This is a genomic window from Amycolatopsis sp. NPDC004747 (genome assembly GCF_053601335.1).
In genome coordinates, this window is the sequence record NZ_JBSGBQ010000005.1 from 354106 (window position 1) to 379793 (window position 25688).

32 protein-coding genes are annotated in these 25688 nt (G+C 72.1%); 17 read left to right on the top strand and 15 right to left on the bottom strand.

Annotated elements, in window-relative coordinates; all coding sequences use genetic code 11:
* Positions 1 to 18: 18 nt before the first annotated feature.
* Positions 19 to 1788 carry a 3-hydroxyacyl-CoA dehydrogenase family protein gene (locus tag ACWEGE_RS10620; protein ID WP_449660190.1) on the top strand — a complete coding sequence of 590 codons (1770 nt, stop codon included), beginning with the start codon at positions 19 to 21 and terminating at the stop codon, positions 1786 to 1788.
* Here the strand turns inward: ACWEGE_RS10620 and tsaA are convergent, their stop codons facing one another.
* Genes tsaA through ACWEGE_RS10635 form a run of 3 tightly spaced genes read right to left on the bottom strand, consistent with a single transcriptional unit; the run spans position 1789 to position 3460 of the window.
* Entirely contained in the window at positions 1789 to 2199 is a 411-nt protein-coding gene (tsaA, locus tag ACWEGE_RS10625) for a tRNA (N6-threonylcarbamoyladenosine(37)-N6)-methyltransferase TrmO (RefSeq protein ID WP_449660191.1), read from the bottom strand. It abuts the gene before it with no gap.
* Complete coding sequence (locus tag ACWEGE_RS10630) at positions 2196 to 2624, bottom strand: nucleoside deaminase (protein ID WP_449660192.1); 429 nt, start codon at positions 2622 to 2624, stop codon at positions 2196 to 2198. The genes tsaA and ACWEGE_RS10630 overlap by 4 nt, the downstream gene beginning before the upstream one ends.
* Entirely contained in the window at positions 2621 to 3460 is an 840-nt protein-coding gene (locus tag ACWEGE_RS10635) for an LLM class flavin-dependent oxidoreductase (protein ID WP_449660193.1), read from the bottom strand. The genes ACWEGE_RS10630 and ACWEGE_RS10635 overlap by 4 nt, the downstream gene beginning before the upstream one ends.
* Before the next feature lie 93 nt (positions 3461 to 3553).
* Here ACWEGE_RS10635 and ACWEGE_RS10640 point away from each other — a divergent pair, with 93 nt between their 5' ends.
* Both ACWEGE_RS10640 and ACWEGE_RS10645 read left to right on the top strand, forming a co-directional pair.
* Complete coding sequence (locus ACWEGE_RS10640; RefSeq protein WP_449660194.1) at positions 3554 to 4018, top strand: Lrp/AsnC family transcriptional regulator; 465 nt, start codon at positions 3554 to 3556, stop codon at positions 4016 to 4018.
* Positions 4002 to 4526, top strand: coding sequence for an adenylate kinase (locus ACWEGE_RS10645; RefSeq protein WP_449660195.1), 525 nt, complete (start codon positions 4002 to 4004; stop codon positions 4524 to 4526). Before ACWEGE_RS10640 ends, ACWEGE_RS10645 begins: the two co-directional genes overlap by 17 nt.
* Before the next feature lie 10 nt (positions 4527 to 4536).
* On the opposite strand, the gene ACWEGE_RS10650 is transcribed toward ACWEGE_RS10645, so the two are convergent.
* Positions 4537 to 5013, bottom strand: coding sequence for an Lrp/AsnC family transcriptional regulator (locus ACWEGE_RS10650; protein WP_449660196.1), 477 nt, complete (start codon positions 5011 to 5013; stop codon positions 4537 to 4539).
* Between the two features lie 58 nt (positions 5014 to 5071).
* Between ACWEGE_RS10650 and ACWEGE_RS10655 the strand changes: the two genes are divergently transcribed.
* A complete protein-coding gene (locus ACWEGE_RS10655; protein WP_449660197.1) occupies positions 5072 to 6190 on the top strand; it encodes a trans-sulfuration enzyme family protein in 1119 nt (372 codons plus the stop codon).
* A 24-nt stretch (positions 6191 to 6214) separates the two neighbouring features.
* On the opposite strand, the gene ACWEGE_RS10660 is transcribed toward ACWEGE_RS10655, so the two are convergent.
* On the bottom strand, positions 6215 to 6424 hold the full coding sequence (locus ACWEGE_RS10660) for an FmdB family zinc ribbon protein (RefSeq protein WP_206784598.1): 210 nt from the start codon (positions 6422 to 6424) through the stop codon (positions 6215 to 6217).
* A 45-nt stretch (positions 6425 to 6469) separates the two neighbouring features.
* Here ACWEGE_RS10660 and ACWEGE_RS10665 point away from each other — a divergent pair, with 45 nt between their 5' ends.
* Complete coding sequence (locus ACWEGE_RS10665) at positions 6470 to 7594, top strand: alkaline phosphatase family protein (protein ID WP_449660198.1); 1125 nt, start codon at positions 6470 to 6472, stop codon at positions 7592 to 7594.
* Between the two features lie 149 nt (positions 7595 to 7743).
* Here the strand turns inward: ACWEGE_RS10665 and ACWEGE_RS10670 are convergent, their stop codons facing one another.
* Positions 7744 to 8004 (bottom strand): transposase, encoded by a 261-nt coding sequence (locus ACWEGE_RS10670; protein WP_449660199.1) that lies wholly within the window; start codon positions 8002 to 8004, stop codon positions 7744 to 7746.
* 152 nt (positions 8005 to 8156) lie between these two features.
* Here ACWEGE_RS10670 and ACWEGE_RS10675 point away from each other — a divergent pair, with 152 nt between their 5' ends.
* Together ACWEGE_RS10675 and ACWEGE_RS10680 are read left to right on the top strand one after the other, a co-directional pair.
* Complete coding sequence (locus ACWEGE_RS10675; protein ID WP_449660200.1) at positions 8157 to 9257, top strand: NAD/NADP octopine/nopaline dehydrogenase family protein; 1101 nt, start codon at positions 8157 to 8159, stop codon at positions 9255 to 9257.
* 230 nt (positions 9258 to 9487) lie between these two features.
* Positions 9488 to 9793 (top strand): hypothetical protein, encoded by a 306-nt coding sequence (locus tag ACWEGE_RS10680; protein ID WP_449660201.1) that lies wholly within the window; start codon positions 9488 to 9490, stop codon positions 9791 to 9793.
* A 50-nt stretch (positions 9794 to 9843) separates the two neighbouring features.
* Here ACWEGE_RS10680 and ACWEGE_RS10685 read toward each other — a convergent pair whose 3' ends face one another.
* Complete coding sequence (locus ACWEGE_RS10685) at positions 9844 to 10383, bottom strand: GNAT family N-acetyltransferase (protein ID WP_449660202.1); 540 nt, start codon at positions 10381 to 10383, stop codon at positions 9844 to 9846.
* Here ACWEGE_RS10685 and ACWEGE_RS10690 point away from each other — a divergent pair.
* Positions 10382 to 11152, top strand: a complete 771-nt coding sequence (locus tag ACWEGE_RS10690) for an alpha/beta fold hydrolase (protein ID WP_449660203.1) — start codon at positions 10382 to 10384, stop codon at positions 11150 to 11152. The genes ACWEGE_RS10685 and ACWEGE_RS10690 overlap by 2 nt on opposite strands.
* On the opposite strand, the gene ACWEGE_RS10695 is transcribed toward ACWEGE_RS10690, so the two are convergent.
* Positions 11140 to 11955, bottom strand: coding sequence for a phosphotransferase family protein (locus ACWEGE_RS10695; RefSeq protein WP_449660204.1), 816 nt, complete (start codon positions 11953 to 11955; stop codon positions 11140 to 11142). The genes ACWEGE_RS10690 and ACWEGE_RS10695 overlap by 13 nt on opposite strands.
* A 135-nt stretch (positions 11956 to 12090) precedes the next feature.
* On the opposite strand from ACWEGE_RS10695, the gene ctaD reads away from it, so the two are divergent.
* The 4 genes from ctaD (at position 12091) to ACWEGE_RS10715 (ending at position 16420) form a co-directional block, all read left to right on the top strand.
* On the top strand, positions 12091 to 13878 hold the full coding sequence (gene ctaD / locus ACWEGE_RS10700; RefSeq protein ID WP_449660205.1) for an aa3-type cytochrome oxidase subunit I: 1788 nt from the start codon (positions 12091 to 12093) through the stop codon (positions 13876 to 13878).
* 115 nt (positions 13879 to 13993) lie between these two features.
* Positions 13994 to 15223: a phosphoserine phosphatase SerB gene (gene serB, locus ACWEGE_RS10705; protein ID WP_449660206.1), complete on the top strand. Its 1230-nt coding sequence runs from the start codon at positions 13994 to 13996 to the stop codon at positions 15221 to 15223.
* Positions 15220 to 15999 carry a peptidyl-tRNA hydrolase gene (locus ACWEGE_RS10710; protein ID WP_449660207.1) on the top strand — a complete coding sequence of 260 codons (780 nt, stop codon included), beginning with the start codon at positions 15220 to 15222 and terminating at the stop codon, positions 15997 to 15999. The genes serB and ACWEGE_RS10710 overlap by 4 nt, the downstream gene beginning before the upstream one ends.
* A gap of 16 nt (positions 16000 to 16015) precedes the next feature.
* Positions 16016 to 16420 carry an OsmC family protein gene (locus tag ACWEGE_RS10715; RefSeq protein WP_449660208.1) on the top strand — a complete coding sequence of 135 codons (405 nt, stop codon included), beginning with the start codon at positions 16016 to 16018 and terminating at the stop codon, positions 16418 to 16420.
* Here the strand turns inward: ACWEGE_RS10715 and ACWEGE_RS10720 are convergent.
* The 3 genes from ACWEGE_RS10720 to ACWEGE_RS10730 form a co-directional block, all read right to left on the bottom strand.
* Positions 16417 to 16758: a hypothetical protein gene (locus ACWEGE_RS10720; RefSeq protein WP_013229471.1), complete on the bottom strand. Its 342-nt coding sequence runs from the start codon at positions 16756 to 16758 to the stop codon at positions 16417 to 16419. The genes ACWEGE_RS10715 and ACWEGE_RS10720 overlap by 4 nt on opposite strands.
* Before the next feature lie 58 nt (positions 16759 to 16816).
* Positions 16817 to 18865 carry an ATP-dependent DNA helicase gene (locus tag ACWEGE_RS10725; protein WP_449660209.1) on the bottom strand — a complete coding sequence of 683 codons (2049 nt, stop codon included), beginning with the start codon at positions 18863 to 18865 and terminating at the stop codon, positions 16817 to 16819.
* A 103-nt stretch (positions 18866 to 18968) separates the two neighbouring features.
* Entirely contained in the window at positions 18969 to 19556 is a 588-nt protein-coding gene (locus ACWEGE_RS10730; RefSeq protein ID WP_449660210.1) for a biotin transporter BioY, read from the bottom strand.
* A 211-nt stretch (positions 19557 to 19767) separates the two neighbouring features.
* On the opposite strand from ACWEGE_RS10730, the gene ACWEGE_RS10735 reads away from it, so the two are divergent.
* A complete protein-coding gene (locus tag ACWEGE_RS10735; RefSeq protein ID WP_449660273.1) occupies positions 19768 to 20385 on the top strand; it encodes a choice-of-anchor P family protein in 618 nt (205 codons plus the stop codon).
* A gap of 1 nt (position 20386) precedes the next feature.
* On the opposite strand, the gene ACWEGE_RS10740 is transcribed toward ACWEGE_RS10735, so the two are convergent.
* Genes ACWEGE_RS10740 through ACWEGE_RS10750 form a run of 3 tightly spaced genes read right to left on the bottom strand, consistent with a single transcriptional unit; the run spans position 20387 to position 22923 of the window.
* Positions 20387 to 21031 carry a bifunctional 4-hydroxy-2-oxoglutarate aldolase/2-dehydro-3-deoxy-phosphogluconate aldolase gene (locus ACWEGE_RS10740; RefSeq protein WP_449660211.1) on the bottom strand — a complete coding sequence of 215 codons (645 nt, stop codon included), beginning with the start codon at positions 21029 to 21031 and terminating at the stop codon, positions 20387 to 20389.
* Entirely contained in the window at positions 21028 to 21606 is a 579-nt protein-coding gene (locus ACWEGE_RS10745) for an isochorismatase family protein (RefSeq protein WP_364255659.1), read from the bottom strand. Before ACWEGE_RS10745 ends, ACWEGE_RS10740 begins: the two co-directional genes overlap by 4 nt.
* 15 nt (positions 21607 to 21621) lie before the next feature.
* Complete coding sequence (locus ACWEGE_RS10750; RefSeq protein WP_449660212.1) at positions 21622 to 22923, bottom strand: nicotinate phosphoribosyltransferase; 1302 nt, start codon at positions 22921 to 22923, stop codon at positions 21622 to 21624.
* Positions 22924 to 22997: 74 nt separating this feature from the next.
* On the opposite strand from ACWEGE_RS10750, the gene clpS reads away from it, so the two are divergent.
* The 3 genes from clpS to ACWEGE_RS10765 are packed head-to-tail and all read left to right on the top strand — an operon-like array spanning position 22998 to position 24834.
* Entirely contained in the window at positions 22998 to 23297 is a 300-nt protein-coding gene (gene clpS, locus ACWEGE_RS10755; RefSeq protein ID WP_004560461.1) for an ATP-dependent Clp protease adapter ClpS, read from the top strand.
* Complete coding sequence (locus tag ACWEGE_RS10760) at positions 23294 to 23851, top strand: DUF2017 domain-containing protein (RefSeq protein ID WP_043776746.1); 558 nt, start codon at positions 23294 to 23296, stop codon at positions 23849 to 23851. The genes clpS and ACWEGE_RS10760 overlap by 4 nt, the downstream gene beginning before the upstream one ends.
* On the top strand, positions 23848 to 24834 hold the full coding sequence (locus tag ACWEGE_RS10765; protein ID WP_449660213.1) for a P1 family peptidase: 987 nt from the start codon (positions 23848 to 23850) through the stop codon (positions 24832 to 24834). Before ACWEGE_RS10760 ends, ACWEGE_RS10765 begins: the two co-directional genes overlap by 4 nt.
* Here ACWEGE_RS10765 and ACWEGE_RS10770 read toward each other — a convergent pair.
* Positions 24822 to 25199, bottom strand: a complete 378-nt coding sequence (locus ACWEGE_RS10770) for a hypothetical protein (RefSeq protein WP_449660214.1) — start codon at positions 25197 to 25199, stop codon at positions 24822 to 24824. The two genes, ACWEGE_RS10765 and ACWEGE_RS10770, sit on opposite strands and share 13 nt — an antisense overlap.
* 81 nt (positions 25200 to 25280) lie before the next feature.
* Here ACWEGE_RS10770 and ACWEGE_RS10775 point away from each other — a divergent pair, with 81 nt between their 5' ends.
* Entirely contained in the window at positions 25281 to 25688 is a 408-nt protein-coding gene (locus ACWEGE_RS10775; RefSeq protein WP_410567957.1) for a Mov34/MPN/PAD-1 family protein, read from the top strand.

The window sequence follows — 25688 nt, forward strand, 5'->3', positions numbered from 1 at the left end:
ACCTCTCTGGAGGCTTCGATGGCGCGGGACATCTCGACGGTCGGTGTGGTCGGCCTGGGCACCATGGGGGCCGGGATCGCCGAAGTGCTCGCGCGCAGCGGGCTCGACGTCGTCACGGTCGAACTCGACGAAGCCGGTGTCGCGCGCGGCCGCGGCCACCTCGAGCACTCCACCGAACGGGCGCTCTCCGGCGGCAAGCTGGACGAGGCCGGGCGCGCGGCGCTGCTCGGCCGGATCACCTACCGCACGTCACTGTCGGATCTGTCCGAAGTGGACCTGGTGATCGAGGCGATCCCGGAGAGCCTCGAGCTGAAGGCCGACGTCTTCGCCGAGCTGGACAAGATCACCCGGCCCGAAGTGGTCTTCGCGTCCAACACGTCGTCGCTGTCGATCACCGAGATCGGCGTGCACACCGCGCGGCCCGGCAAGGTCGTCGGCATGCACTTCTTCAACCCGGCGCCGGTGCTGAAGCTCGTCGAGATCGTCAAGACGGTGGTGACCGAGCCGGACGTGGTCGCCGGGGTGGTCGAGTTCGCCGAGCGGCTCGGCAAGGTGCCGGTGGTGATCGGCGACCGGGCCGGGTTCATCGCCAACGCCCTGCTGTTCGGCTACCTCAACCACGCGGTGCGGATGTACGAGCAGCGCTACGCCACGCGCGAGGACCTCGACGCCGCCATGCGCTTCGGCTGCGGCTACCCGATGGGCCCGCTCGCGCTGCTCGACCTGATCGGGCTGGACACCGCCAACGAAATCCTCGACACGATGTACCACCAGTCCCGCAACCGCCTGCACGCGCCCGCGCCGCTGCTCAAGCAGATGATCACCGCGGGCCTGCTGGGCCGCAAGACCGGCCGGGGCTTCTACACCTACGACGCCCCGGACTCGCCCAACGTGGTCGCGGACGCGGCGGCTGTGTCCACAGTGGACGCTGTGCCGCCGCGCCCGGTGGCGCGGGTGGGCGTGATCGGCACGGGCACGATGGCAACCGGCATCGCGGAGGTGTTCGCCAAGCGCGGCCTCGACGTCGTGCTGCGCGCCCGGAGCCTGGAGAAGGCGCAGGCGTCGGTGGCGCGCGTCAAGAAGTCGCTCGACAAGGCCGTGGTCAAGGGCAAACTGTCCGAAGAGGACGCTTCGGCCGCACTGGCCAGGATCACCCCGGTCACCGACTTCGAGGCGCTGGCCGACGTCGACCTGGTCGTCGAGGCGGTGGCCGAGGAACTGGCGGTCAAGCAGGCGGTGTTCGCCGCGCTGGACGAGGTGGTCCGCCCCGGCGCGGTGCTGGCGACGACGACGTCTTCGCTGCCGGTGATCGAGTGCGCGGCCGCGACGTCCCGGCCGTCCGATGTGGTCGGTCTCCACTTCTTCAACCCGGCCCCGGTGATGAAGCTGGTCGAGGTGGTGTCGACGATCGCGACCGCACCGGACGTGGTGGCGACGGCGAGCGCGGTCTGCGCCGCGGTGGGCAAGCACGCGGTGCACTGCGGCGACCGCGCCGGGTTCATCGTCAACGCGCTGCTGTTCCCGTACCTCAACGACGCGGTGAAGATGCTGGAGGCCCACTACGCGGGCGCGGACGACATCGACACCGCCATGAAGGTCGGCTGCGGCCTGCCGATGGGCCCGTTCGAGCTGCTGGACGTCGTCGGCCTCGACGTGTCACTGGCCATCCAGCGGACGCTCTACAACGAGTTCCGCGAGGAGGGTTTCGCGCCGGCGCCGCTGCTGGAGCACCTCGTGACGGCCGGGCGGCTGGGCCGGAAGACCGGGAAGGGCTTCAAGGACTACTGATCAGCGCTCGGCCACCTCGCCGAGGACCGGCTTCACGTCGAGCACCGGCGTGCCGTCGATGGCCTCCAGGCCGGTGACCGTGAGCGTGCTGCCCTCGACCGCCGTCACCGTCACCGTGTGGAGGCCGATCGGGTTCGGGCGGTCCGGCGAGCGCGTCGAGAACACGCCGGTGCTCGGGCGCTCCCGGTCGCCACGGGGGTGGACCGCCTGGACGTCCCGGTCCGCTTCGTGCAGCCACGTCAGGAGGACCAGCCGATCGCCCGGCCGGAGGTCGGCCGCCGCCGGGGCGAACTCCGGTGCGAACACCACCCGGGACGGTGGCGCGCCCTCGTCGCCCTGCTTCGGGGCCGCCGCGCGGTCCGTCAGGGGTGACTCGATGCGCGCCACCGGGCGCACCTGGTAGTCCGTCACTTGTAGTAGCCCTCGACCGGCACGCGGGCCTCGTCGAACAGCGCGGGGCCTTCCAGCTTGTGGTTGCCCCAGGTGAGCGGCGGGCGCAGGGTGAGGAACTGTTCGGTCGACAGCGCGTAGACGACGCGGCCGAGCCCGGACCGTTCGATCGCGCCGGTGCACATCCCGCACGGCTGCGTGCTGGTGAACATCGTCGTCGCGGCCGCGGTTTCCGGGTCGAGGTGCTGCGCCGCCCAGCGGGCCAGCTTCAGCTCCGGGTGGGCCGTGATGTCGTTGTCGGTCAACGAGGTGTTGCGGTCCTCGGCCAGGATCTTCCCGTCGGCGTCGGCCAGCAGGGAGCCGAACGGCGGGTTGCCGTGTTCCTCGCGCGCCTCGCGGGCGAGCTCGATCGCCCGCCGCAGCAGGGCTTCTTCGGTGTCCTTCACAGGTTCTCCCTCCAGGATGCGGCCACTGCCGCGAGATCACGCCACGCCACCTCCGGGCGCAGCGTTTCGGCCGGGTCCGAGTCGAACGGGTCGAGCACGACGGTGTCCGCCCCCAGTGCTCGCAACTGCCCCAGGTCGTCGAGGACTTGCTCGAGCGTGCCGTGCCCGGCGAGCCGGCCCGGCCCGGTCACCGGCGCCGCCGTCAGCCGCAGCAGGATCCGCGGCGCGAAAGCGGGCACCGGCCGGTCACCCGCCAGTTTTTCCAGGCGCCCCAGCAGTTCCCGGAATCCGGCCGTCGTCAGCCGCAGCGGGTGCCACGCGTCGCCGAGCTCGATCGCCCGGCGCAGCCCGGCGTCACTGTGGCCACCGAGCCACAGCGGGATCGGGCCGGCGCGGTAGTCGTCCCGCTCGGCCCACGCGGCCCGGATCGCCCGCAGGTGCTCGGTGGTGAGCTTGCCGCGCTGCTCGAACGGCACGCCCAGCGCCTCGAACTCCTGCCTGGCCCAGCCGATCCCGGCCCCGATCACGAGCCGGCCGCCGCTGAGCTGGTCGAGGTTCGCGGCCATCCGTGCCACCAGGAGGGGATGCCGGTACGGCACCACCAGCACGGTGGTGCCCAGCCGGACCTTCCGCGTCACCCCGGCCAGCCACGACAGTGTCGTGAACGGCTCGTAGAACGGCGCCGGGTACTGCTCGGCGACGTCCGGCGTGATGGCGACGTGGTCGGACACCATCAGCAGGTCGAAACCGAGGCCTTCCACCGTCTGCGCCCAGGAACGCAGGACGCCGGGGTCCGTGCCGGGGCCGAAGTTGGGGACGTTCACGCCGATCTTCACCCGGAAAGGCTATCGACGTTTTGCCCGAATCCGGAAGGGAATGATCACGGCGTTCGGCCCGTTCGGCCGTGGATCCCACGGTATGTTCGGCGGATGACCGAGAGTCTCGACCCGACGGACTGGGCGATCCTCGCCGAGCTCCAGCGCGACGCCCGGCTGCCGCTCACCGAGCTCGGCCGCCGGGTGAACCTCAGCGCGTCCGCGGCCACCGAACGCCTCCGCCGGCTCGAGTCCACCGGCGTGATCAGCGGCTACCGCGCGGAGATCGACCTCGGCAAGCTCGGCTACCCGGTGCTGGCCGTGGTCCGGCTCAAGTACCCGGGCAGCAGGCACGAGCCGTTGCACAAGCTGCTCGCCGAGCGCTCGGAGATCCTCGAATGCCTGCGCACCACCGGCGACGACTGCTACACGCTCAAGATCGCCGCGGCCTCCATGGCCCACCTCGAGCGCACGGTGGACGAGCTGTGCCAGTTCGGCAGCACGACCACGAACCTCGTCTACAGCCAGACGCTGCCCTATCGCGCCCCGCGGGAGCCCGCTCGTGACCTCGACGCCTGACCGCATCGTCGTCTACGGCGTCACCGGCTCGGGCAAGTCCACGCTCGCGGCCCGGATCGCCGAGCGCACCGGCCTGCCCTACCACTCCGCGGACGACATCTGCTGGCAGCCGGGCTGGGTCGGCACCCCCGACGAGGAGCAGCGCCGCCTGGTCGCCGAGGTGTGCGGTGAGCCGCGCTGGGTCCTCGACGCCGTCTACAGCAAGTGGCAGGACGTCGTACTGCCCCGCGCCGAGCTGATCGTGGGCCTCGACTACCCGCGCTGGCTTTCGCTGAGCCGCCTGGTGCGCCGGACGTTCGTGCGGGCGCTGACCCGCCGTCGGATCTGCAACGGCAACGTCGAGTCGTTCCGCCAGATGTTCTCCACGGATTCGATCATCCGCTGGCACTTCGCGTCGTTCGCGCGCAAGCGCGACCGCATCCGGGCGTGGGCCGCCGAGCCGCCCGGCCCGGCCGTCGTCCGGCTGACGTCCCCGCGCGAGACCCGCCGCTGGCTCGAGACGCTCTGAAGCCGGGCGGTCAGGCCTTCGGCGGCAGCAGCGGGCCGCCGCTCCAGTGCTGGAACACCAGGTTCGTGTGGACGCGGGCGACTTCATCCCGCGCGGTCAGCTCGTCGAGGACCAGCCGCTGCAGCTCGCCGGCGGAGCTGGTGGCGACGTGCGCGAGGAAGTCGTCCGGCCCGGTGAGGTGGTAGACCGCGCGCACCTCCGGCAGCGAGAGCAGGTGCTCGATGAACGGGTCCACCAGCGGCCGCCGGTGCGGGCGGACCTGGACGAACAGGAACGCCTCCAGCGGACGGCCCAGCTTCGCCGCGTCGACCGACGCGTGCTGCCCGGTGATCACGCCGGTGTCCCGCAGCCGGGCGACGCGGTCGAGGCACGTCGACGGCGCGATGCCGACCGCGGCCGCCAGGTCCTTGTTCGTGATCCGGGCATCGTTCTGCAGGAGGCGCAGAATCTCGAGGTCCACCGGACTCAGTTCGACGGAAGCGGACATCGCCGAATGATATCCGAGAGTGTTGCTCCCGGTCCGGGGAAAGCTCGACGATGCCGGCATGACTTCCTCGCTGCGCACGCGCGCCGTCCACGCCGGCCGTGACGATCTCACGGACCTCGGCGTGCACGCCGCTCCGCTCGACCTGTCCACGACCTACCCGTCCCGCGACAGTGCCGCCGAAGCCGCCCGGATCGACGCCTTCGCCGCCGGCGCCGAGCTCGACGGGCCGCCGATCTACGGCCGGGTGGGCAACCCGACCGTCGAGCGCTTCGAGCGGGCGCTCGCCGAGCTGGAGGGTTTCGACCACGGCGTCGCGTTCGCCAGCGGTATGGCCGCCGTCTCGGCCTGCCTCCTTTCCGCGGTGGCGCAGGGGAAACGGCACGTCGTCGCCGTGCGCCCGCTCTACGGCTGCAGCGACCACCTGCTCGAGTCCGGGCTGCTCGGCACGGAGGTCACCTGGGCCGCGCCCGACGCCGTCGCCGCCGCCCTGAGGCCGGACACCGGCTTGGTGTTCGTCGAGACGCCGGCGAACCCGACCCTGGCCGAGGCGGACATCGCCGAGCTGGCGCTCGCCTGCGGCGACGTGCCGCTCCTGGTGGACAACACCTTCGCCACCCCGGTCCTGCAGCGCCCGGGCCGCCACGGCGCGCGGATCGTGCTGCACAGCGCGACGAAGTTCCTCGGCGGCCACGGCGACGTGATGGGCGGGATCGTCGCGTGCGACGCGGCGGAAGCCGCCCGGCTGCGGCAGATCCGCTTCGCCACCGGCGGCGTGCTGCACCCGCTCGCCGGATACCTGTTGCTGCGCGGGCTTTCCACGCTCCCGCTGCGCGTCAACGCGGCCTCGGCGACCGCGGCAACGCTGGCGGCACGGCTCGGCGAGCACCCGGCCGTGACCGCCGTCCAATACCCGCGGATCGGCGGCCCGCTGGTGGCCTTCGAGATCGACGGCGACCCGCACGCCCTGATCGGAGCCGTCCGGCTCATCACGCCGGCCGTCAGCCTGGGCAGCGTCGACACGCTGATCCAGCACCCGGGTTCGATCAGCCACCGGATCGTCGACGAGGGCGACCGCCACGGCGCCGGGGTGTCCGACCAGCTGATCCGGCTGTCGGCAGGCCTCGAGGACGTCGAGGACCTCTGGGCCGACCTGGAGCAGGCGCTCAAGGCGCTCTGAGCCTGCTCAGTCCGGTCGGTTCGGTCAGCCGCAGCAGCCGCCGCCACAGCAGCCACCGCCGCCGGCCGGGGCCGCGGGTCCGCTCGCGGCCCCGGTGAGGGCGACCGTGGTGAGCAGCTTGACGGTGTCGGCGTGGCCCTCCGGGCAGGTGGCCGGCGCGCCGGATTCGCTCATCGGGCGCAGGAGCTCGAAGGTCTCGGTGCACTCGCGGCAGCGGTAGGCGTAGGTCGGCATGCGGCGATTATCGCCGGAGCCGCCCGGGGATGGGAAGCTGGGCGCGTGCTGCCGCCCTCGCTCGCCGACGTGCCCCACCTCGGCCAGGTCGTCCCGTCCCTGCTCGCCGCGCTCGGGGTGCCCGGCTGCGGGAACGCGCTGGCCTTGCCGGAGGCCCGCAGCGCCGGCGTGCTGCTCGTCGACGGGCTCGGCTGGGAGCTGCTCGCCGAGCACGCCGAGGACGCCCCGGTGCTGACCGAGCTCGCCCGCGAGCCGCTGCGCGTCGGCTTCCCCTCGACGACGGCCGCCGGGGTGGCCGCGATCGGTACCGGGCTCGCCTCCGGCGAGCACGGGATGGTCGGCTACACCTTCGAAATGCCCGGCACCGGCGTGCTGAACGCGTTGCGCTGGTGCAGCCACGAGGACGGCAGCGACCTGCGGGGTGCGCTCCCGCCCCGCGAGGTGCAGCCGCTGCCGACGACGTTCGAGCGCGCCGCCGCGGCGGGCATCGACGCGGCCGTGGTGTCGTCCGCCAAGTTCCGGGACACGGCCTTGACCCTGGCCACCCAGAGCGGCGCGCAGTACGCCGGGGTCCACGCGCTGGGCGACCTCGCCGCGCGGACGTTGTCGATGCTCGAAGGACGCGCGTTCTGCTACGCCTACCACAGCGAACTCGACCTGCTGGGGCACGTCTACGGCCCCGGTTCGGCCGCCTGGCGGATGCACCTGCGGCAGATCGACCGGCTCGTCGAGTCCCTTGTGGACGGTCTGCCGGCCGGCGCGCTGCTGGCGGTGGTGGCCGACCACGGGATGGTGACGGTCGACGACCAGCTCGACCTCGAGGACACCCCGGAGCTGCTCGCGGGCGTCCGGACGTTCGGGGGCGAGGTCCGCGCCCGGCACGTCTACGCGGAGCCGGGCGCGGCCGCGGACGTCCTCGCGGCCTGGCGGGAGGTGCTGGGCGAGCGGGCCTGGGTGCGCTCCCGCGAGGAGGCGGTCGCGGAGGGCTGGTTCGGGCACACGGTGAGCGACCGGGTGCTGCCGCGCATCGGCGACGTCGTCGCCGCGGCCCGTGCCGGGTTCGGGATGGTGCGGGGGCTCGCGGAGGCCGTGGAGACGTCGCTGGTCGGGCAGCACGGGTCGCTGACCAGGGCCGAGCAGCTGGTGCCGCTGGCGCTGGCCCAGGGGTAGGGCGCTCCTGGGCGGACGACACGCGTGCCTGGAGGGACGACACGCCTGATCGGAGGGACGACACGTGTGCCTGAGGCCGGCGCAGCCCGGTGGTGATCCGCGGGACGTCGTGGGTGGCGCGGTGTCCGGAGATCAACGGTGGCGGTAGCTCATCGATCCATCTCGCGCGCGAAATAGCCGGTTGCTTTCCGCAGGATCTCCGTCTCTTTCTCCAGCTCGGCGACCTGCTTCCGCAATCGCGCCACTTCGTCGGCCACCGTCTCCTGCTTGGCGGTGTCGACCCACGAGCGCAGGGTCTCGTGGTTCACCCCGAGTTCGCGGGCGACCTGCGGTAGCGGCCGATCACCCGAGGTCACCAGCTCGACGGCGGCACGGCGGAACTGTTCCGAATACTCCGACCTGCGAGACACCAGGACATCCTCCCTCCAGGCCACTGTGCGGAACCAAGGCGTCCGGCCTCGGCGAGCGGGCGCGCGGTTTCCGGCAACGTGCTCCCGTGGGAACTTTCCCTCTCCGGGTGCCGACCTGTCCACTGCGTACCGGACTGACGGGAGTGGGCGGAATGAGCGTGCTGGACGGGATCGGGGTCGTCGGAGCGGGCGGCGAAGGGCGGGCCGTGGCCGCCTACCTCGCCGCGCGGGAGCTGCCCGTGCACCTCTACACGCGGGACCTCCAGGCCGTGGGGGAGATCGCGTGTCGCCGGGAGATCGTCGCTCATGGGGTGCTCGACGGGCGGTTCCCGCTCCGGGAGGTGACCGACGACCCGGCCGGGCTGGGGGCGCGGGCCGTCGTCCTGGTCGCCACCGTGACCACGGCCTATCCGGAAGTCGCCGTCCGGCTTGCGCCGCACCTGCGCGCGGGGCAGGTGGTCGTGCTGTTCTCGAGCAAGCTCTGCGGGAGCGTCGAGTTCGCCCACGTGCTCGCCGCCGCCGGAGCGCCGGACGTCGACGTCGTGGAGACCGATGCGCTGTTCGCCGCGCGGCCGTCCGGGACCGGCGGTGTCACCGTACTCGGCACCAAGGGCTGGAACCTGCTCTCCGGCAGCACCGAGGCCGCCGTCGGCCGGCGCGCCGGGCTGCTGCGCGAGTGGTTCCCGATGCTGGAGGTCGCGCGCAACCCGGTCGAACGCGGCCTGCACGACTTCGGCGCGGTCGCGCACGTGCCGATCGCGCTCGCCAACCTCGGCACCATCGACCGCGCGGAGGACCTGCTCTTCTACGTCGAAGGCGTCTCGGCGCGGACGATCGCCCTGCTCGAACGCACCGAAGCCGAGTTCGCCGCCGTCGCGGCCGCGTACGGCGCCCGGCTGCTGCCCATGACCGAGGTCCTCGACCGCTACTACGGCTGCCCGGCCACGACGTTGCTCGACGCGCTGCGGACGGTGAAGCCGTACCGGACGATCGCCGCGCCGACCAGCCTCGACCACCGGTTCCTGACCGAGGACATCCGCTCCACGCTGGTGCCGCTGCAGGCACTCGCGCGGTGCGCCGGCGTCGCCACACCGATGGTCGACGCCGCGATCACGATCATGTCGGTGCTCGGCGGCGAGGACTTCCGCCGGACCGGCCGCACCCTCCGCCGGCTCGGCTGGGACGGACTCGCCCACGACGCGATCCTGGACCGGCTGGGCACCGGCGGCCGGGTGGCGGACCGGGCGGCCTGAGCGCCGGCGGGCATCGCGCCCGGGCTCGAGCGGGCTTCACCTGTGATTGGGCAGGGATCACGCGTGATTGGAAGGGCATCACCCGTGATTGAGGGGGCATCACTCGTGATTGAAGGGACGACTCGCGTACCTGGGTGGACGACTCGCGTACTCAAATGGACGACTCGCGTACCTGGGCGGACGACTCGCGTGCCTGGAGGGTCGGCTTGCGGGGTGGGTAACGTTTGGGCGTGCCACGACGCAACCGGCCCGGGCGCCGTTCGGATGGGGGGCCGCCCGAGCGGGAGCTCGGTGCCGCCACCGGGTGGGCGCGGGCCGAATCCGGGACGGACGGGGACTGGCTGGTGCGGACCGTGCCCGGCAGCCAGGCCACCAAGGTCTACCGGTGCCCCGGGTGCGACCACGAGATCCGGCCGGGGACGCCGCACCTCGTCGTCTGGCCCGCCGACGAGACCGGCTCCGTCGCCGACCGGCGGCACTGGCACCGCGCCTGCTGGGACGCCCGGGCCCGGCGGCGGCCGCACCGCCGCTGGTGAAGCCCGGTGGGCCCGGTTCACTCTGGAGTTGTCAAACAGCGACCGGTCCGTCAGAGCCGGTAGTGCCTCGACATCGCGCCCTCGTACTGCTCCTCCGTGTACTCCATGAAGCCGAGGCGCTCCGCCACCCGCAGCGACGGCTTGTTCGCGATGCTGACGCTCGCCAGCACCGGCACCGACGGCAGCTCGCGGGCGCACCACGCCAGTACCGCCTGCCCCGCCTCCACCGCGTACCCCTTTCCCCACGCCGACGGCCGGAAGCGGTAGCCGAGGTTCAGCACCTTCTCGCCGTGGAACTCGCGCATGCGGACGCCGCACATGCCGAGCACCTCGGTGCCGCCGCGCTCGAGGACCGCCGGGTAGCCGAAGCCGTGCTCGGCCCAGTGCGCCAGCCAGCCCGAGAACATCTCCGACGCGCGCGGGACGTCGGGCGGGTCCGGGTGGAAGCGGTTGGTCCGCGGGTCGGTGTGGATGTCGACCATCGCCTGCCTGTCCGCCTCGCGGAGCGGACGGAGCAGGAGCCGGTCGGTTTCGATGTCGGTGAACACATCGGCGAAGCTAACGAGGGGGTCCGACAAAATGAGCCGCATGACCGAACTGCCGCTGGTCCTGCTCCACGCCTTCCCGCTGGATTCCCGCATGTGGAACGCGGTGCGCGAGCCCCTCGCTTCACACCTTCGGGTGATCACCCCGGACCAGCGCGGGCTCGGCCGCTCGCCGCTGCCGGAGACCGGCCGCGAACCGAGTCTCGAAGACGCCGCGCGTGACGTCGTCGCCCTGCTCGACCGGCTGGACCTCGACCGCGTCGTGCTCGGCGGCTGCTCGATGGGCGGCTACCTCGCGATGGCCGTGCTGCGGCTCGCGCCGGAGCGGGTCGGCGGGCTCGTGCTCATCGACACCAAGGCCACGCCCGACACGCCCGAAGCCGCGCAGACGAGGCTGGACGTCGCGGCCCGCGTGGAGCACGAAGGCACCAAGACCTGGCTCGCCGAGGCCAACCTGCCCAACCTGCTGACCGAATCGACGCACGCGCGGCGTCCCGAGCTCGTCGAAACGGTCCGGGAGATCATCGAATCCCAGCCGCCGGCCGGGATCTCGTGGACGGCGCTCGCGCTGCGCACCCGGCCCGACTCGCTGGACCTGCTGCGGGACTCGAAGGTCCCGGCGCTGGTCATCGTCGGCGAAGAGGACCCGATCACCCCGGTGGCGTCGGCGAGCGAAATCGCCGAGGTCATGGACGGCGCGACGCTGGTCGTGCTGCCCGACGCCGGCCACCTCACGCCGCTCGAAGACCCCGCGGGCGTGGTCGAGGCGATCCTCTCCTGGTACCCCGCGACTCGAGAGCTTCAAGAGAAGTAAGCAGCGAGCGCGGAGCGGGCTTCGGGAAGCCGGTGCGGGAACCGCCGGGCGATGACGAAGCGCCAGGCGACGGCGAAGAGTTCCCGCAACCGCGTGTACGCCTCGAGGGCGTCCTCGGGCACCGGACCGGGGTAGGCGGCCAGGTACTCCGGGCCGCCTTGCCGGGCCAGGATGCCGAGGTCCCAGGCGAGCGGCCCCAGCCAGGTGTCCTCGAAGTCCAGCCAGCAGGGCCCGGCCGCGGTCGCGATCAGGTTGCCGGGGTGGGCGTCGCCGTGCAGCGGCCGGACCGGGCCGTCCGGCAACGCGGCTTCGATCCGGGCGGCTTCCGCGCGCAGGCGGGGGTCGAGGTCGAACCGCCCGAGGAGCCCCTCGAGCTCGGAAAGTGGCCCGCGGCGGGGCATCTCGCCCGGGTATTCGAGCAGGGCCGCGTGCACTTCGGCGAGCGAACGCGCGACGACGTCCGGGGCGTACCGGTGGCCCGGATCGTGCGGGGTGTGGTGCCAGAGCGTGACCGGCAGCCCGTCCGCGAAATGCGGCCCGGCCGGGGGATCCGTCGTCGGTGAGACGACGAGCACACCACGTTCCGTGAGAAACCTCGAGAGCGCGACGTCCCGCGCCAGCCAGGCCGCCGGTTCCGGGCGGAGCAGCCGGGTCGTCGCGGGCACCCTGGCGACCAGCGGACCCAGCCTCACCAGCACGTTCGAGCGTTCGTGGAGCACCTCGGGCCCGTGGCCGGGAAGGCCCAGCCGGGCGGTCACGGCCTGGGCCGCGCGCACCGCCGCGCGGGTGTAGTCGTCGGCCACGCCCCGATCTTGCCAGCCGGTGCGCGCGACTGTCGGTAGCGAGGGCTACGATCCCCCTAAGCCGCCGGATCGGGCCTTCCCGAGCCCCGGTGGCGCGACGATGACCACCACAAGGTTTCAGTGTTGGAGGCAGGAGTGACGGCCGTAGCCCCCAAGCCGATCGCGACGCGCCCGTATCCCGCGCGCGAGTCGGTCAAGGGTTCGTACCTGCTGCGGTTGTTCCGCACGACGGACCACAAGCAGATCGGGATCATGTACCTGGTCACGTCGTTCGCCTTCTTCATGGCGGGCGGCGCGATGGCCATGCTGATCCGCACCGAGCTGGCGCGCCCCGGGCAGCAGTTCCTGTCCCAGGAGCAGTACAACCAGCTGTTCACCATGCACGGCACGGTGATGCTGCTGCTGTACGCGACCCCGATCCTCTTCGGCTTCGCGAACTTCGTCCTGCCGCTGCAGATCGGCTCGCCGGACGTCGCCTTCCCGCGGCTGAACGCGTTCTCGTACTGGCTGTACCTCTTCGGCGGCCTGATCGTGATGTCCGGCTTCCTGACCCCGGGTGGCGCCGCCGACTTCGGCTGGTTCGCCTACACCCCGCTGTCGGACGCCATCCACTCGCCGGGCGTCGGCGCCGACCTCTGGATCTCCGGCCTGATCGTCGGTGGTCTCGGCACCATCCTCGGTGCGGTCAACATGATCACCACCGTGGTCTGCCTGCGCGCGCCGGGCATGACGATGTACCGGATGCCGATCTTCACCTGGAACATCCTGGTGACGTCGATCCTGGTCCTGCTCGCCTTCCCGATCCTGACCGCGGCCCTGATGGGCCTGCTGGCGGACCGGCACCTCGGGGCGCACGTGTTCGACCCCGAAAACGGCGGCGTCATCCTCTGGCAGCACCTGTTCTGGTTCTTCGGCCATCCCGAGGTGTACATCGTCGCGCTGCCGTTCTTCGGCATCGTGTCGGAGATCTTCCCGGTGTTCAGCCGCAAGCCGCTGTTCGGCTATAAGAGCCTGGTCTGGGCGACGCTGGCCATCGCGGCCCTGTCGGTCGCGGTGTGGGCGCACCACATGTACGCCACCGGCGCCGTGCTGCTGCCGTTCTTCTCCTTCATGACGTTCCTGATCGCCGTCCCGACCGGCATCAAGTTCTTCAACTGGATCGGCACGATGTGGAAGGGCCAGCTGTCCTTCGAGACGCCGATGATCTTCTCGATGGGCTTCATCGTCACGTTCCTCTTCGGCGGCCTGACCGGCATCCTGCTGGCCGCGCCCGCGATCGACTTCCACGTGTCGGACAGCTACTTCGTCGTCGCGCACTTCCACTACGTGCTCTACGGCACGATCGTGTTCGCCACCTTCGCCGGCATCTACTTCTGGTTCCCGAAGATCACCGGCCGGATGATGGACGAGAAGCTCGGCAAGTGGCACTTCTGGACCACGTTCATCGGCTTCCACGGCACGTTCCTCGTCCAGCACTGGCTGGGTGCCGAGGGCATGCCGCGCCGGTACGCGGACTACCTGACCACCGACGGCTTCACCACGCTGAACACGATCTCCACGATCGGCGCGTACATCCTCGGTGCCTCGACGCTGCCGTTCATCTGGAACGTCTTCAAGAGCTACCGGTACGGCGAGATCGTCACGGTGGACGACCCGTGGGGCTACGGCAACTCGCTCGAGTGGGCGACCTCCTGCCCGCCGCCGCGGCACAACTTCACCGAGCTGCCCCGGATCCGCTCCGAGCGGCCCGCGTTCGAGCTGCACTACCCGCACATGATCGAGCGCATCCACAACGAGGGCGAGATCGGCTTCTTCGGGAAGCAGAAGGTCAACAGCCACGCGGCGCCGTCGCAGCTGCTCACCGAAGCGGTGATCCCGGGAGACCACTCCAAGGACAACGCCAGCGAGCAAGGCGACAAGTAACACCTGAACGAGTGAGCGCGTGCCCGGCTTATGTGAAGCCGGGCACGCGCTCTACTTATGTCCGACCCCGGACCGGCAGACTGGCTGTGCAGCGTTGCCGAACGAGGGATGACCAGTGACCCAGACCCCCGTCCTGATCACGACGACCGGCCCCGACAAGCCGGGTGTCTCGTCCGTGCTGTTCGCCGTGCTGACCCGGCACGACGTCGACGTGCTCGACGTCGAGCAGGTGGTCATCCGCGGGCAGCTCGTGCTCGGGGTGCTCGCCGGCGTCTACCGCGACCCGGAGGGCCTGCAGGAGTCGGTCGAGCAGGCGATGGCCTCCGTCGGCATGCAGGTCGACGTGAAGATCGGCAGCGCGATCGGCGACGACCCGTTCGCGCTCGGACGCCGCGACTCCTCGCACGTCCTGGTCGTCCTGGGCCGCCCGGTCACCGCGCGCGGCTTCTCGGAGGTCGCCCGCCGGCTGGCCGCGCTGGGCGCCAACATCGACGCGATCCGCAGCGTCGCCGACTACCCCGTGACCGGGCTCGAGCTGTACGTCTCGGTCCACGAGGACAGCGCCGACGCCGACGCGGCGCTGCGCTCCCAGCTCGCGGACGCCGCCGTGGAGGCGGGGGTCGACATCGCGGTGGAGCGGGCCGGCATCATGCGCCGGGCGAAGCGGCTCGTCGTGTTCGACGTGGACTCGACCCTCATCCAGGGCGAGGTCATCGAGATGCTGGGCGCGCACGCCGGGGTCGAGCCGGAGATCCGCGAGATCACCGAAGCGGCCATGCGGGGCGAGCTGAACTTCACCGAGTCGCTGGAACGGCGGGTCGCGCTGCTGGCCGGTGTGCCGGCGTCGGCGATCGACCAGGTCGCCGCGTCGCTCGAGCTGACCCCGGGTGCCCGCACCACGATCCGGACGCTCAAGCGGATGGGCTTCCGCACCGGCGTCGTTTCGGGTGGCTTCACCCAGGTCATCGCGGGCTTGGCGGAGGAGCTCGGGCTCGACTTCGCCGTGGCGAACGAGCTCGAGATCGTGGACGGTCAGCTCACCGGCAAGGTCGTCGGCGACGTCGTCGACCGCGCGGGCAAGGCGAAGGTGCTTCGCCGCTTCGCCGCCGAGTACGACATCCCGCTCGAGCAGTGCGTCGCCGTCGGAGACGGGGCCAACGACATCGACATGCTGTCGGCCGCGGGCATGGGGGTCGCCTTCAACGCGAAGCCCGCGCTGCGCGAAGTGGCCGACACCGCGCTGTCGCACCCGTACCTCGACGCCGTGCTGTTCATGCTCGGCCTGACCCGCGGCGAGGTCGAAGCGGCCGACGCCGCCGACGGGCTCGAGCTGATGCGTCCGTGAGCAGCGTTCTCGACCCCCTGGGCGCCCGCTACGCCTTTTGGCTGGGGCTCCCGGCCGAAGACACTTCGGACACCTCCGACGAGCTCCCGGAGGAAGTCCGCGCGATGCCGGTCATCCTCCGCATCGAGCGGGCCGAGCCGCCGGGCCGCACGCCGCTGCTGGAGGCGGCGGCCGCGGCGGCGCTGGCGGTGTGCCTCGACGAGCGTTCGCAGCCTGGTGGCGAGTGGGCCGAGCCGGTGCACGCGTGGCTCGACAACCGGATCCGGAAGGTCGCACGGCGGGCGCGGGGCGCGCATTGGGCGGCCGTCCAGGACCTGCCGGGCGTCACCGTCGAGGTCGACGGCGCCGAGGCGCGGGCGCTCGTGCCGGGGCTGGTCACCGAGACCCCCAAGGACGTCGCACGGCTGCAGATCTCCAGCAGCGAGCTGCCGCCGGACGAGCCGGGTCCGGTCCCGGACGGCGTCCCGTTGCTGCTGCTCAACCCGCACGTGCCGATGACCGTCGGCAAGGGCGCCGCCCAGGTCGGCCACGCGACGATGATCCTCGCCGCGTTGCTGGGCGACGCCGAGCGGGCCGCCTGGGCCGAGCGGGGCTTCCGGGTCGCCGTGCGCACGGCGACGCCCGTGCAGTGGAAGGAACTGCACCCGGGCGACGACCCGGAGGGCGCGTGGCGGCGCGACCGCGTCATCGCCGTGCGGGACGCCGGGTTCACCGAGGTCGACCCGGGCACGATCACGGTTCTCGCCCAGTGGGCGCCGGAACAAGCGGTTTCCTGACCGGGTTGGAGCGGGCATGACTCTGGAAGTGGAACGCACGGGCGAGCACGCGTTCGTCGGGCGCAACGAGCGCGGCGCGGAAGTCCGGCTGGGCCGCAAGGGCGCCGAAGGGGCGTTTTCGCCCGCCGAACTGCTGCAGATCGCGGCGGCGGGCTGCAGCGCGGTGACCGCCGAAGAGCTGATCACGCGGCGGGTCGGTGACGACGCGAAGTTCCGCGTCGCCGTCACCGCGGACCGGCGTGAAGGTGCTGCGGAGCTGGACGCCGTGCACGTCGCTTTCGATGTCGACGTGTCGGCTTTGACGGCGGATCAGCGGGACGCGCTCGCCGGTGCCGTGGACCGCGCGATCGAACGGCTCTGCACGGTGAGCCGGACGCTCAAGAAGGAGATCCCGGTGACGGAAACCTTCCCCGCGGCTTAGTTCTGACCGGATTCCCAAACGACGTACGCCTGGTCGGCGTCGGTCGTCATGGCCTCGATGAACTTCTCGTTGTCGAAGCCCGGCAGGGCCTGCAGGCGCTCGATCAGCGCGTCCGCCGCCGGGTCGCCGCTGGGCACCGCCGTGCCCTTGCCGTCGGTGCCCACCAGCATGAAGAACACGTCTTCGTTCCACGGGCCGTCGGGGATGACCCGCACCATCACCGACGACAGGCCGGCCCACGTGACAGCTTCTTCGCTGCCGTCCGCGAGCCGTCGCCGCACGCCGGTGTCGTCGACGCTGACGGTCCGGGACTGGGCGCTGGACGAATCCTGGGTCAACCGGTGCTCCCTTGTTGCTTCGGTTGCTTCACCGTACCGGGCGATGCTGTGGACCGCGTCACGCGGGCGCGGCTGCGTCGAGCCGGCGCAGCGCCTCCCGCACCACCTTCGGGTCCATCGTGGGCCAGAACGGCGGCAGCGACGCACGCAGGAAACCGCCGTAGCGGGCGTTCGCCAGCCGCGAATCCAGCACCGCCACCACCCCGCGGTCACTGACCGCCCGGTGCAGCCGCCCGGTGCCCTGCGCGAGCAGCAACGCGGCATGCGTGGCCGCCACGGTGAGGAACCCGTTGCCGCCGCGGGCTTCCACCGCGCGCTGCCGGGCCGAGGACACCGGGTCGTCCGGGCGCGGGAACGGGATCCGGTCGACCACCACCAGCTGCAGCGACGGCCCGGGCACGTCCACGCCCTGCCACAGCGAAAGCGTGCCGAACAGGCACGTGCGGACGTCCTCGGAGAACTTCTGCACCAGCAGGGACGTCGCGTCGTCGCCCTGGCACAGGATCGGGAAGTCCAGCCGCTCGCGCATCTCCTCGGTGGCCTGCTTGGCCGCCCGCATGGAGGAGAACAGCCCGAGGGTGCGCCCGCCCGCGGCCTCGATCAGCTCGGCCAGCTCGTCCATTGTGGACGGCGTGAGGCCGTCGCGGCCCGGCGGCGGCAGGTGCTTGGCCAGGTACAGGATGCCGTTGCGCCGGTGGTCGAACGGCGAACCGACGTCCAGGCCGGTCCACTTGGGGCCCGAGTCGTCCGACGGCGCTTCCTTCTCCGTCGCGGCGCCCGGCGCCTGCTCCACCCGGGCCGCGCCCGGCGGGAGGCCCCACTGGCGCGCCATCGTGTCGAACGTGCCGCCCAGGGTCAGCGTTGCCGACGTCAGGATCGTCGTGTGCTGGTTGAACACGCGCTCCCGCAGGAGGCCGGCAACGCCCAGCGGCGCCACTTTCAGGGCCGGCGGCCGCGGGTTCGACGAGTACTTGTCGCCGGAGAGCCAGACGACGTCACGCTGGTGCGCCTGGTCTTCGTCGAACGCCTCCAGCAGTCGGACGGCGGTGTCGTGCACCTCGTCGAGCAGCGACCGCGCCAGCTTGCGCGCCGTCGCCCCCTCGACGTCCTCCTTGCGGTCGCTGCCCAGCGCCGTGATGCACGCGTGCGCGGCGTCGCGCACCGCCGGGATCGCGCCCCGCAGCGGCCGCGGCAGCTCGTCCATCCGGCCCGCGGGCAGGTCGTCGACGATCAGCGCCAGCCCGTCGCCCGCCTCCAGCAGGCGGTCGGCGACGTCGGCGTCGATCAGCTTGCCGCAGCGGCGCGCGGCCGACGCGCACATCGCGCTGGTCAGCTCGCCGGTGGCGACCGAGGTGACCCGGTCGACCAGGTCGTGGGCCTCGTCGATGATCACCACGTCGTGGTCCGGCAGGACCTGGTAGCCCTGCAGCGCGTCGATCGCCAGCAGCGCGTGGTTGGTGACGATGACGTCCGCGCGGCCGGCCTCGGCGCGTGCCTTCTCGGCGAAGCAGTCCGTGCCGATCGGACAGCGCGAAGCGCCGAGACATTCCTTCGCCGTCACCGAAACCTGCCGCCACGCCTGGTCGGAGACGCCGGGGACGAGCTCGTCGCGGTCGCCGGTTTCGGTGTCCGACGCCCACTCCCGCAGCCTCGTGACCTCCTTGCCCAGCCGGGACACCGCGAACGGGTCGAAGAGCTGGGCGTCCTCCGGCTCGTCCGGCGCGCCGGAATCCAGCCGGTGCAGGCACATGTAGTTGCGACGGCCCTTGAGGATCGCGAAGGTCGGCTCGCGGCCGAGCGGCTTCTTCAGCGCCTTCGCCAGGCGCGGCAGGTCGCGGTCGACGAGCTGGCGCTGCAGCGCGATCGTGGCCGTGGAGACCACGACCGTGGCCTCCTTCTCGACAGCATGGCGGATCGCGGGCACGAGGTAGGCCAGTGACTTGCCGGTACCGGTGCCGGCCTGCACGGCCAGGTGCTCGCCGGTGCGGATGGCACGGCCGACGGCATCGGCCATCTGCACCTGCCCTGGACGTTCGGCACCGCCGACGGACTCCACCGCGTGGGTGAGGAGTTCGAGGACGCCGGGGAAATCGGTTCGGGCGGGCACAGCGACACATTAGCCGCCACCACCGACAGAGATCGGTGCTCCGTCGCGAACGGGCCACTCGCGTCGCGGGGGACCTCCCGGGCGGGAGGTCCCCCGGCGAGCGTCAGTCCTGCTTGCGGCCGGAAACCAGCTTCCAGGTCAGCGGCAGCAGGCCGGCGGCGACGACGATCTTGATCGCGTCCCCGGCCAGGAACGGCGTCACGCCCTTGGCGAACGCGGTCGGCAGGTCGAACCCGGTCGAGGCCATCAGCCACGGCACGCCGAACGCGTAGATCACCAGGTTGCCGAGCACCATGGTGCCCGCGGTGCGCACCGGCGTCCGGTCGCCGCCGCGGCCGGCCAGCGCGCCGACCAGGGCGCCGGCGAAGACGAACCCGACGATGTAGCCGGCGCTGGCGCCGGACAGGCCCGCGGTACCGTGCTGGAACCACGGCACGCCGACGGCGCCGACCAGCAGGTAGACGAGCATCGAGGCGGCACCGCGCGACATGCCGAGCGAGGCGCCGACGAGCAGCGCGGCGAACGTCTGGCCGGTCATCGGCACCGGGCTGCCCGGCACCGGGATCGTCAGCTGCGCGGCGGCGCCGGTGAGCACGGCACCGCCGGCGACCAGCGCGATGTCCCGCACGAGCGAACCGGGCACGAGGTCGGCCAGCACGGGCCGCTTGCCGGCGAAGGACAGCGAAGTCACGAAACCTCCCAGGGTGAACAGGCGACGACCGAGGTTAACGCTCGTTACCGTCCCGTGGACCCGCCGAGTTGCGTTCCTCACCGGCCACTCGTCCGGGTGGACCCGATCAGGGCGGCCGCCGGACCGGCCGATGACGAAGGGCATGGCTGCGATCTGTCCCGCCGACCGTGGAGGCCCGAGCATGCGGAACGCCAGGAAAAGGACATACCGGTTGCTGGCCGTGACGGCGCTGGCCGTCCCGCTCCTGGGCGCGGCGGCCCCCGTGACGTCCACCGGATGGGCGTCGTCCGGCTCGGTGGCCGTGACCATCGACAACGAGCAGATCGTCACCGGTGAACTGGCGAAATGCACGGTCGACGGCCCCTACCGGGGCTGGACGCAGGGGGGTGCCACGGGCGACGTCGCCGTGTTCGGCGCCGGCGACACCGGCTGCGGGCGGTCCGGCGAGGTGTCGATCGCCCAGGCGTCCGGGCGGCGCTTCAAAGCGACCGTGCTGAAGCGCTACGGCGGTCCGGAGATCACCGTCCGCACCTACTCGGCGAAGTGCGCGACGACGGCGACCGGCAGCCTCGGCGAGGTGGCGGTCGGCGCCGTGGAGGGGGTCACCGTGCCGGGGGAGATCCCGCCGAACTACCGGATCGTCATCCCCGGGGGCGCCGCCGGCACCGCGCTGGCGACGGTCGTGCTCAACGAGACCGTGACGCCCCAGCCGCCGGACGGCAGCCTGGTGACGCACGCGGTGCACATCAAGCTGTTCCCGCAGGGCGGCCCGGCGAGCGGCGACATCTACCTGGGCACGGCCGCCTGCGACCCGTTCGGCAAGAAGTAGCTCAGGTGGTCGTGAAGCGGGCCGCCGCCGCGACGAACTCGCCGGCCCGGGTGGCCAGGTCCGGCAGGCTCCCGCCGGAGGACAGCGCGTCGCCCAGCAACGGCGTCGCCGCGGCGACCGCGATCGCGCCCGCGCGCAGGTAGCCCTCGACGTCGGTCAGGTGGACGCCGCCGGTGGGCACCAGCGGGACGTCCGGCAGCGGCGCCCGGACCGCGCGCAGGTACGCGATCCCGCCGACGGCCGCGACCGGGAACACCTTCACCGCGGCCGCGCCGAGCCGCCAGGCCTGGTCGATCTCCGTCGGCGTCAGCGCGCCGCAGACCACCGGCGTGTCCAGGGCGGCGGCGCGCTCGAGCACCGCCGGGTTGACCGTCGGCGTGATCAGGTACGCGGCACCGGCGTCCACCGCGATGTCCACATCGGACGGTTCGCGGACGCTGCCCGCGCCGACCAGCGCGTCCTCGCCGAGCGCCAGGCGCAGCGCGGTGATGGCCGCGGGCGCCCCCGGCGTGGTCAGCGTGGCTTCGAGCAGCCGGACGCCCGCCGCGTGCAGCACCATCGCGGCGTCGGCGAACCGTGACGCGTCGCCGGCCCGCAGGATCGCGACGAGCCGGTGTTCCGCCAGCGCCGCCCGCAGGTCCTTCACGCGGCCGGGCCGACGACGGCGGTGCCGGTGTACGCGACGCCCGCCTCGTCGAAGTCCTTCAGCGTCGCGTCGACGGTCGGCTGCGAGCCGCCGACGGTCAGGTCCAGCAGCACCCGCACGCCGAAGCCGGCCTTCTTCGCGTCGAGGGCCGTCGCGCGGACGCAGAAGTCCGTCGCGATGCCGACCACGTCGACGTCGGTCACGTCGTGCTCGCGCAGCCAGGCTTCCAGCGACTTCCCGTCGCGGGCCGCGCCCTCGAAGCCGGAGTAGGCGGCGCTGTACTCGCCCTTGGAGAACACCTCGCCGATCGGGACGACGTCGAGCGCGGCGTGGAACGACGCGCCCGCCGTGCCGGCGACGCAGTGCACCGGCCAGCTGTCCTTGAAGTCCGGCGTCTCGCTGAAGTGGTCACCCGGGTCGATGTGGTTGTCCCGGGTCGCCACGACGTGGCTGTACCCGCCCTCGGCGGCCTGCTTCGAGATGCCGGCGGCCGCGGCGGCCCCGCCCGGCAGGCCGAGCGAACCCCCTTCGCAGAAGTCGTTCTGCACGTCCACCACGATCAGCGCGGTACCCATCGGTCGAACTCCCTCTCAGAGGAACAGCGTCGGGATGGCGGGCTCGCCGTGCGAAAGCTTGAGGCCCTCCCACGGCAGGCTGACCAGGCCGCGGCGCAGCCGTTGCCTGGCGTCGTCGAGCGTAGGCAGGTCGGCCTCCGGACGGCCAGCGCGGATCAGGGGGATCTGCAGCGGCCGGTCGTTGGCGTCCGGCTCGGGCGCGGAACCGGAGGTCGTCCAGACGACCTCCTCGACCGCCGTGCCGGTGCCGCGGTGGCGCCGCAGCGCGGACTTGCGGCCGCCGCGGGACTCCTTGTGCGCGCTGCGCTTGGCGACCGGCTTGCCGTCCACTTCGACCAGCTTGTAGACCATGCCGGCGGTCGGCGCGCCGGACCCGGTGACCACGGACGTGCCGACACCGTAGGCGTCCACCGGCTCCGCGCGCAGCGCCGCGATGGCGTGCTCGTCGAGGTCGCCGGAGACCACGATCCGGGTGTCCTTCGCCCCGAGGGAATCCAGCTGCTCGCGGGCGCGGCGGGCGAGCGGGCCGACGTCGCCGGAGTCGATCCGGATCGCGCCGAGCTCGGGCCCGGCGACGCGGACCGCCGTCTCGATGCCCGCGGTGATGTCGTAGGTGTCGACCAGCAGCGTCGTGTCCGGGCCCATCTTGTCCACCTGGGCGCGGAAGGCCGCCTCCTCGCTGTCGTGCAGCAGCATGAAGGCGTGCGCGACGGTGCCGCGCGTCGGGATGCCGTAGCGGCGCCCGGCTTCCAGGTTGGACGTCGTCGCGAAACCGGCCAGGTAGGCGGCGCGGGCGGCCGCGACCGCGGCGTACTCGTGCGTGCGGCGGCCGCCCATCTCGATGATCGGGCGGCCGTGCGCGGCGCCCGACATCCGGGCCGCGGCCGACGCGATGGCGCTGTCGTGGTTGAGGATCGACAGCACCAGCGTCTCCAGCAGCACGCATTCGCCGAACGAACCGGTGACGGTGAGGATCGGCGAGCCGGGGAAGTACAGCTCGCCCTCGGGGTAGCCGTCGATGTCACCGGAGAACTCGTAGTCCGCCAGCCAGGCGAGCGTCGCCTCGTCGACCACCGCGGTGGCCTCCAGCTGCGCCAGTTCGGCGTCGGTGAACCGGAAGTCGGCGATCGCGTCGAGCACCCGGGCGGTGCCCGCGACGACGCCGTAGCGGCGGCCGTCCGGGAGCCTCCTGGCGAAAACTTCGAACACGCAGGGCCGCGCGTGCGTCCCGTCGGCGAGCGCGCTGCCCAGCATGGTCAGCTCGTAGTGGTCGGTGAGCAGCGCAGTGCTGGCCGTGACCGGCTCCGGTGAACCCATGGGGTAAGCCTATTCACCCACATGGCCGGACCTGGCGCGGCGTACCCCGTGACCCCCGTGACACCATGGGGTGCATGTCCACGCCTGTCGCATCCGAACAGACGCAGGTCGAACCGGCCGGTGCCGAAGTCGCCGAGTCGGACACACCGTGGCGGACCGTGGTGTGGAACGACCCGGTCAACCTGATGTCGTACGTGACGTACGTCTTCCAGAAGCTGTTCGGCTACAGCCGCGACCACGCCACCAAGCTGATGCTGGACGTGCACCACAAGGGCAAGGCGATCGTCTCGTCCGGCAGCAAGGAGAAGGTGGAGACGGACGTGGCGAAACTCCACGCGGCGGGCCTCTGGGCGACCATGGAGCAGCCCTCGTGAACGGTTGGCGGCGCAAGGGCGCGGTGATCCACGCGGGGTTCGAACAGCAGGAGGCGGCCGTCCTGCGCGGGCTGGTCAGCCAGCTCGAGGACATGCTCACCGCGCGGGCCGAGGAGGCGCCCCAGGACGAGCTCGCCGAGCTCACCGGCATCCGGACCGGTCCCACCGAGTCCCCGGACGACCCGGTGCTCTCGCGGCTGCTCCCGGACTTCCACAAGCTCGACCCGGACAACCCGTCGCGGGAGGACATCGACTCGGTCGCGGCGATGCGGTCGCTGCACGAGCCGGAGCTGCTCGACATCAAGGTCGGCGTGGCCAAGATCGTGCTCGACACGCTGCCGCGCGACGGCGGCCACGTCCGGCTGACCGAGGAGCAGGCCGACGCCTGGCTGGGCGCGCTCAACGACGTCCGGCTGGCCCTGGGCACCGCGCTCGACGTCACCGAGGACATGCCCGACGAGCTGCCCGAGGACGACCCGCGGGCGCCGCACCTCGGCGTCTACCACTGGCTGACCTGGGTGCAGGAGACGCTGATCCAGGCGCTGACGGGATGATCACCGACGTGCCGGGTGTCCTGGTCGGGCACCACGAGCGGGTCGGCGACGGCTGGGCCACCGGGACGACGGTGGTCCTGGTGCCCGAGGGCGCGGTCGGCGCGGTCGACCAGCGCGGCGGCGCGCCCGGCACGCGGGAGACGAACCTGCTGGAGCCGGAGAACCTGGTGCAGCGGGTCAACGCGGTGTGCCTGTCGGGTGGCTCGGCGTACGGCCTCGCCGCGGCCGACGGCGTGATGCGGTGGCTCGCGGAGCGCAACCTGGGCTTCCCGGTCGGGGCGCAGCCCCACGAGGTCGTGCCGATCGTGCCCGCGGCCGTGCTGTTCGACCTGCCGCGCAGCGAGTGGGGCAACCGGCCGGACGCGTCCTTCGGGTACGCGGCCTGCGAAGCGGCTTCGGACTCCTTCGCGCAGGGCACGGTCGGGGCGGGCGCCGGGGCGGCCGTGGGGTCGCTGAAGGGCGGGATCGGGTCGGCGAGCGAGGTCGTGGGCGAGTTCACCGTGGGCGCGCTGGCGGCGGTGAACGCGGCCGGCGAGGCCGTGGACCTCTCGACGGGCCGGGCATACGCGGCCGATCACGGCGACTTCGGGGTGAAGTGGCCTTCGCGGCCCGCTGACCTGCCTTCACGGCGGACGGACCTCAACACGACGATCGGCGTGGTCGCGGTCGACGCGGCCCTGTCGAAGGCCGAAGCGCGGCGGATCGCGGTCGCGGCCCAGGACGGGCTGGCGCGGGCGGTGCGCCCGGCCCACACGATGTTCGACGGCGACACGGTGTTCGCGCTGGCCACGGGCGCGCGGGAGCTCCCCGAAGCGAGTGGCCCGTTCGGCGCGGCGGCCCGGCCGGCGGCGCTGGACGCGCTGTGCTCGGCGGCCGCGCGGGTGTTCGCCCGGGCGATGGTGCACGGGCTTCTGGCGGCGACCACGGCCGGTGGGGTGCCCGCCTACCGGGACGTCTGGCCGGAGGCGTTTCAGCCCGGATAGGGGTCTTCGGGCAGGGCGTCACCGCTGATCTCGAGGTTCGCCGCCCGGATCGCCGCGATGTACTCCTCGTCGACCTCGAGGTCGAGGCCGGCGACGGACAGGATCGGCCCGAGTGACGGGTGGATGTCCAGCGGGCCCAGCACGGTGTTGCGCGGCAGGCGCTCCCAGATCTGCTTCGGCCGGTTCAGGGTCCAGCGGCTGCAGGCCAGGAGCGTGACGTGCCGGTCGGTCACCATGATCAGGAAGCCGACCCGGGCGCGCATGCGGTTCACATAGTACGACATCGTGGGGATCAGGTACTGGATCCGCTCGTCCGTGCCGAGGTACATCCGGCACCGGTCGCGCACCTTCGACGACAACGGCATCGGCCCAGTGTCCCAGGAATGCCTGGTGAGCGGTATGTCTCACCATCTGGACGCGCCTTGTCCACCACCTAAGATGTCGGTGTGCTCCGGATCCGCCGTGAACTCGTCGACGAGATCGTCGCCCACGCCCGTCGTGACCACCCCGACGAGGCGTGCGGGGTGATCGCCGGGCCCGAGGGCTCGGATTCCCCCGAGCGGTTCATCCCGATGCTGAACGCGGCCCGGTCGCCGACGTTCTACGAGTTCGACTCCGGTGACCTGCTGAAGCTCTACCGCGAGATGGCCGCGAACGACGAGGTGCCGGTGGTGATCTACCACTCGCACACCGCGACCGAGGCCTACCCGTCGCGGACCGACGCGAACATCGCCGCCGAGCCGGACGCGCACTACGTGCTCGTCTCCACCCGCGACCCAGAAGTGCACGAGTTCCGGTCGTACCGGATCGTGGACGCCGAGATCACCGAGGAGCCGGTCGAGATCATCGACTGA

What these genes read in the sequence shown, in the direction of transcription:
- ACWEGE_RS10750 (WP_449660212.1), bottom strand. Translation starts at nt 22,923, where the DNA reads ATGGGTTCACCGGAGCCGGTCACGGCCAGCACTGCGCTGCTCACCGAC.
- ACWEGE_RS10765 (WP_449660213.1), top strand. Translation starts at nt 23,848, where the DNA reads ATGATCACCGACGTGCCGGGTGTCCTGGTCGGGCACCACGAGCGGGTC.
- ACWEGE_RS10715 (WP_449660208.1), top strand. Translation starts at nt 16,016, where the DNA reads ATGACTCTGGAAGTGGAACGCACGGGCGAGCACGCGTTCGTCGGGCGC.
- ACWEGE_RS10655 (WP_449660197.1), top strand. Translation starts at nt 5,072, where the DNA reads ATGACTTCCTCGCTGCGCACGCGCGCCGTCCACGCCGGCCGTGACGAT.
- clpS (WP_004560461.1), top strand. Translation starts at nt 22,998, where the DNA reads ATGTCCACGCCTGTCGCATCCGAACAGACGCAGGTCGAACCGGCCGGT.
- ACWEGE_RS10640 (WP_449660194.1), top strand. Translation starts at nt 3,554, where the DNA reads ATGACCGAGAGTCTCGACCCGACGGACTGGGCGATCCTCGCCGAGCTC.
- ACWEGE_RS10620 (WP_449660190.1), top strand. Translation starts at nt 19, where the DNA reads ATGGCGCGGGACATCTCGACGGTCGGTGTGGTCGGCCTGGGCACCATG.
- ACWEGE_RS10650 (WP_449660196.1), bottom strand. Translation starts at nt 5,013, where the DNA reads ATGTCCGCTTCCGTCGAACTGAGTCCGGTGGACCTCGAGATTCTGCGC.
- ACWEGE_RS10685 (WP_449660202.1), bottom strand. Translation starts at nt 10,383, where the DNA reads ATGCGGCTCATTTTGTCGGACCCCCTCGTTAGCTTCGCCGATGTGTTC.
- ACWEGE_RS10770 (WP_449660214.1), bottom strand. Translation starts at nt 25,199, where the DNA reads ATGCCGTTGTCGTCGAAGGTGCGCGACCGGTGCCGGATGTACCTCGGC.
- ACWEGE_RS10745 (WP_364255659.1), bottom strand. Translation starts at nt 21,606, where the DNA reads ATGGGTACCGCGCTGATCGTGGTGGACGTGCAGAACGACTTCTGCGAA.
- ACWEGE_RS10690 (WP_449660203.1), top strand. Translation starts at nt 10,382, where the DNA reads ATGACCGAACTGCCGCTGGTCCTGCTCCACGCCTTCCCGCTGGATTCC.
- ACWEGE_RS10660 (WP_206784598.1), bottom strand. Translation starts at nt 6,424, where the DNA reads ATGCCGACCTACGCCTACCGCTGCCGCGAGTGCACCGAGACCTTCGAG.
- ACWEGE_RS10675 (WP_449660200.1), top strand. Translation starts at nt 8,157, where the DNA reads ATGAGCGTGCTGGACGGGATCGGGGTCGTCGGAGCGGGCGGCGAAGGG.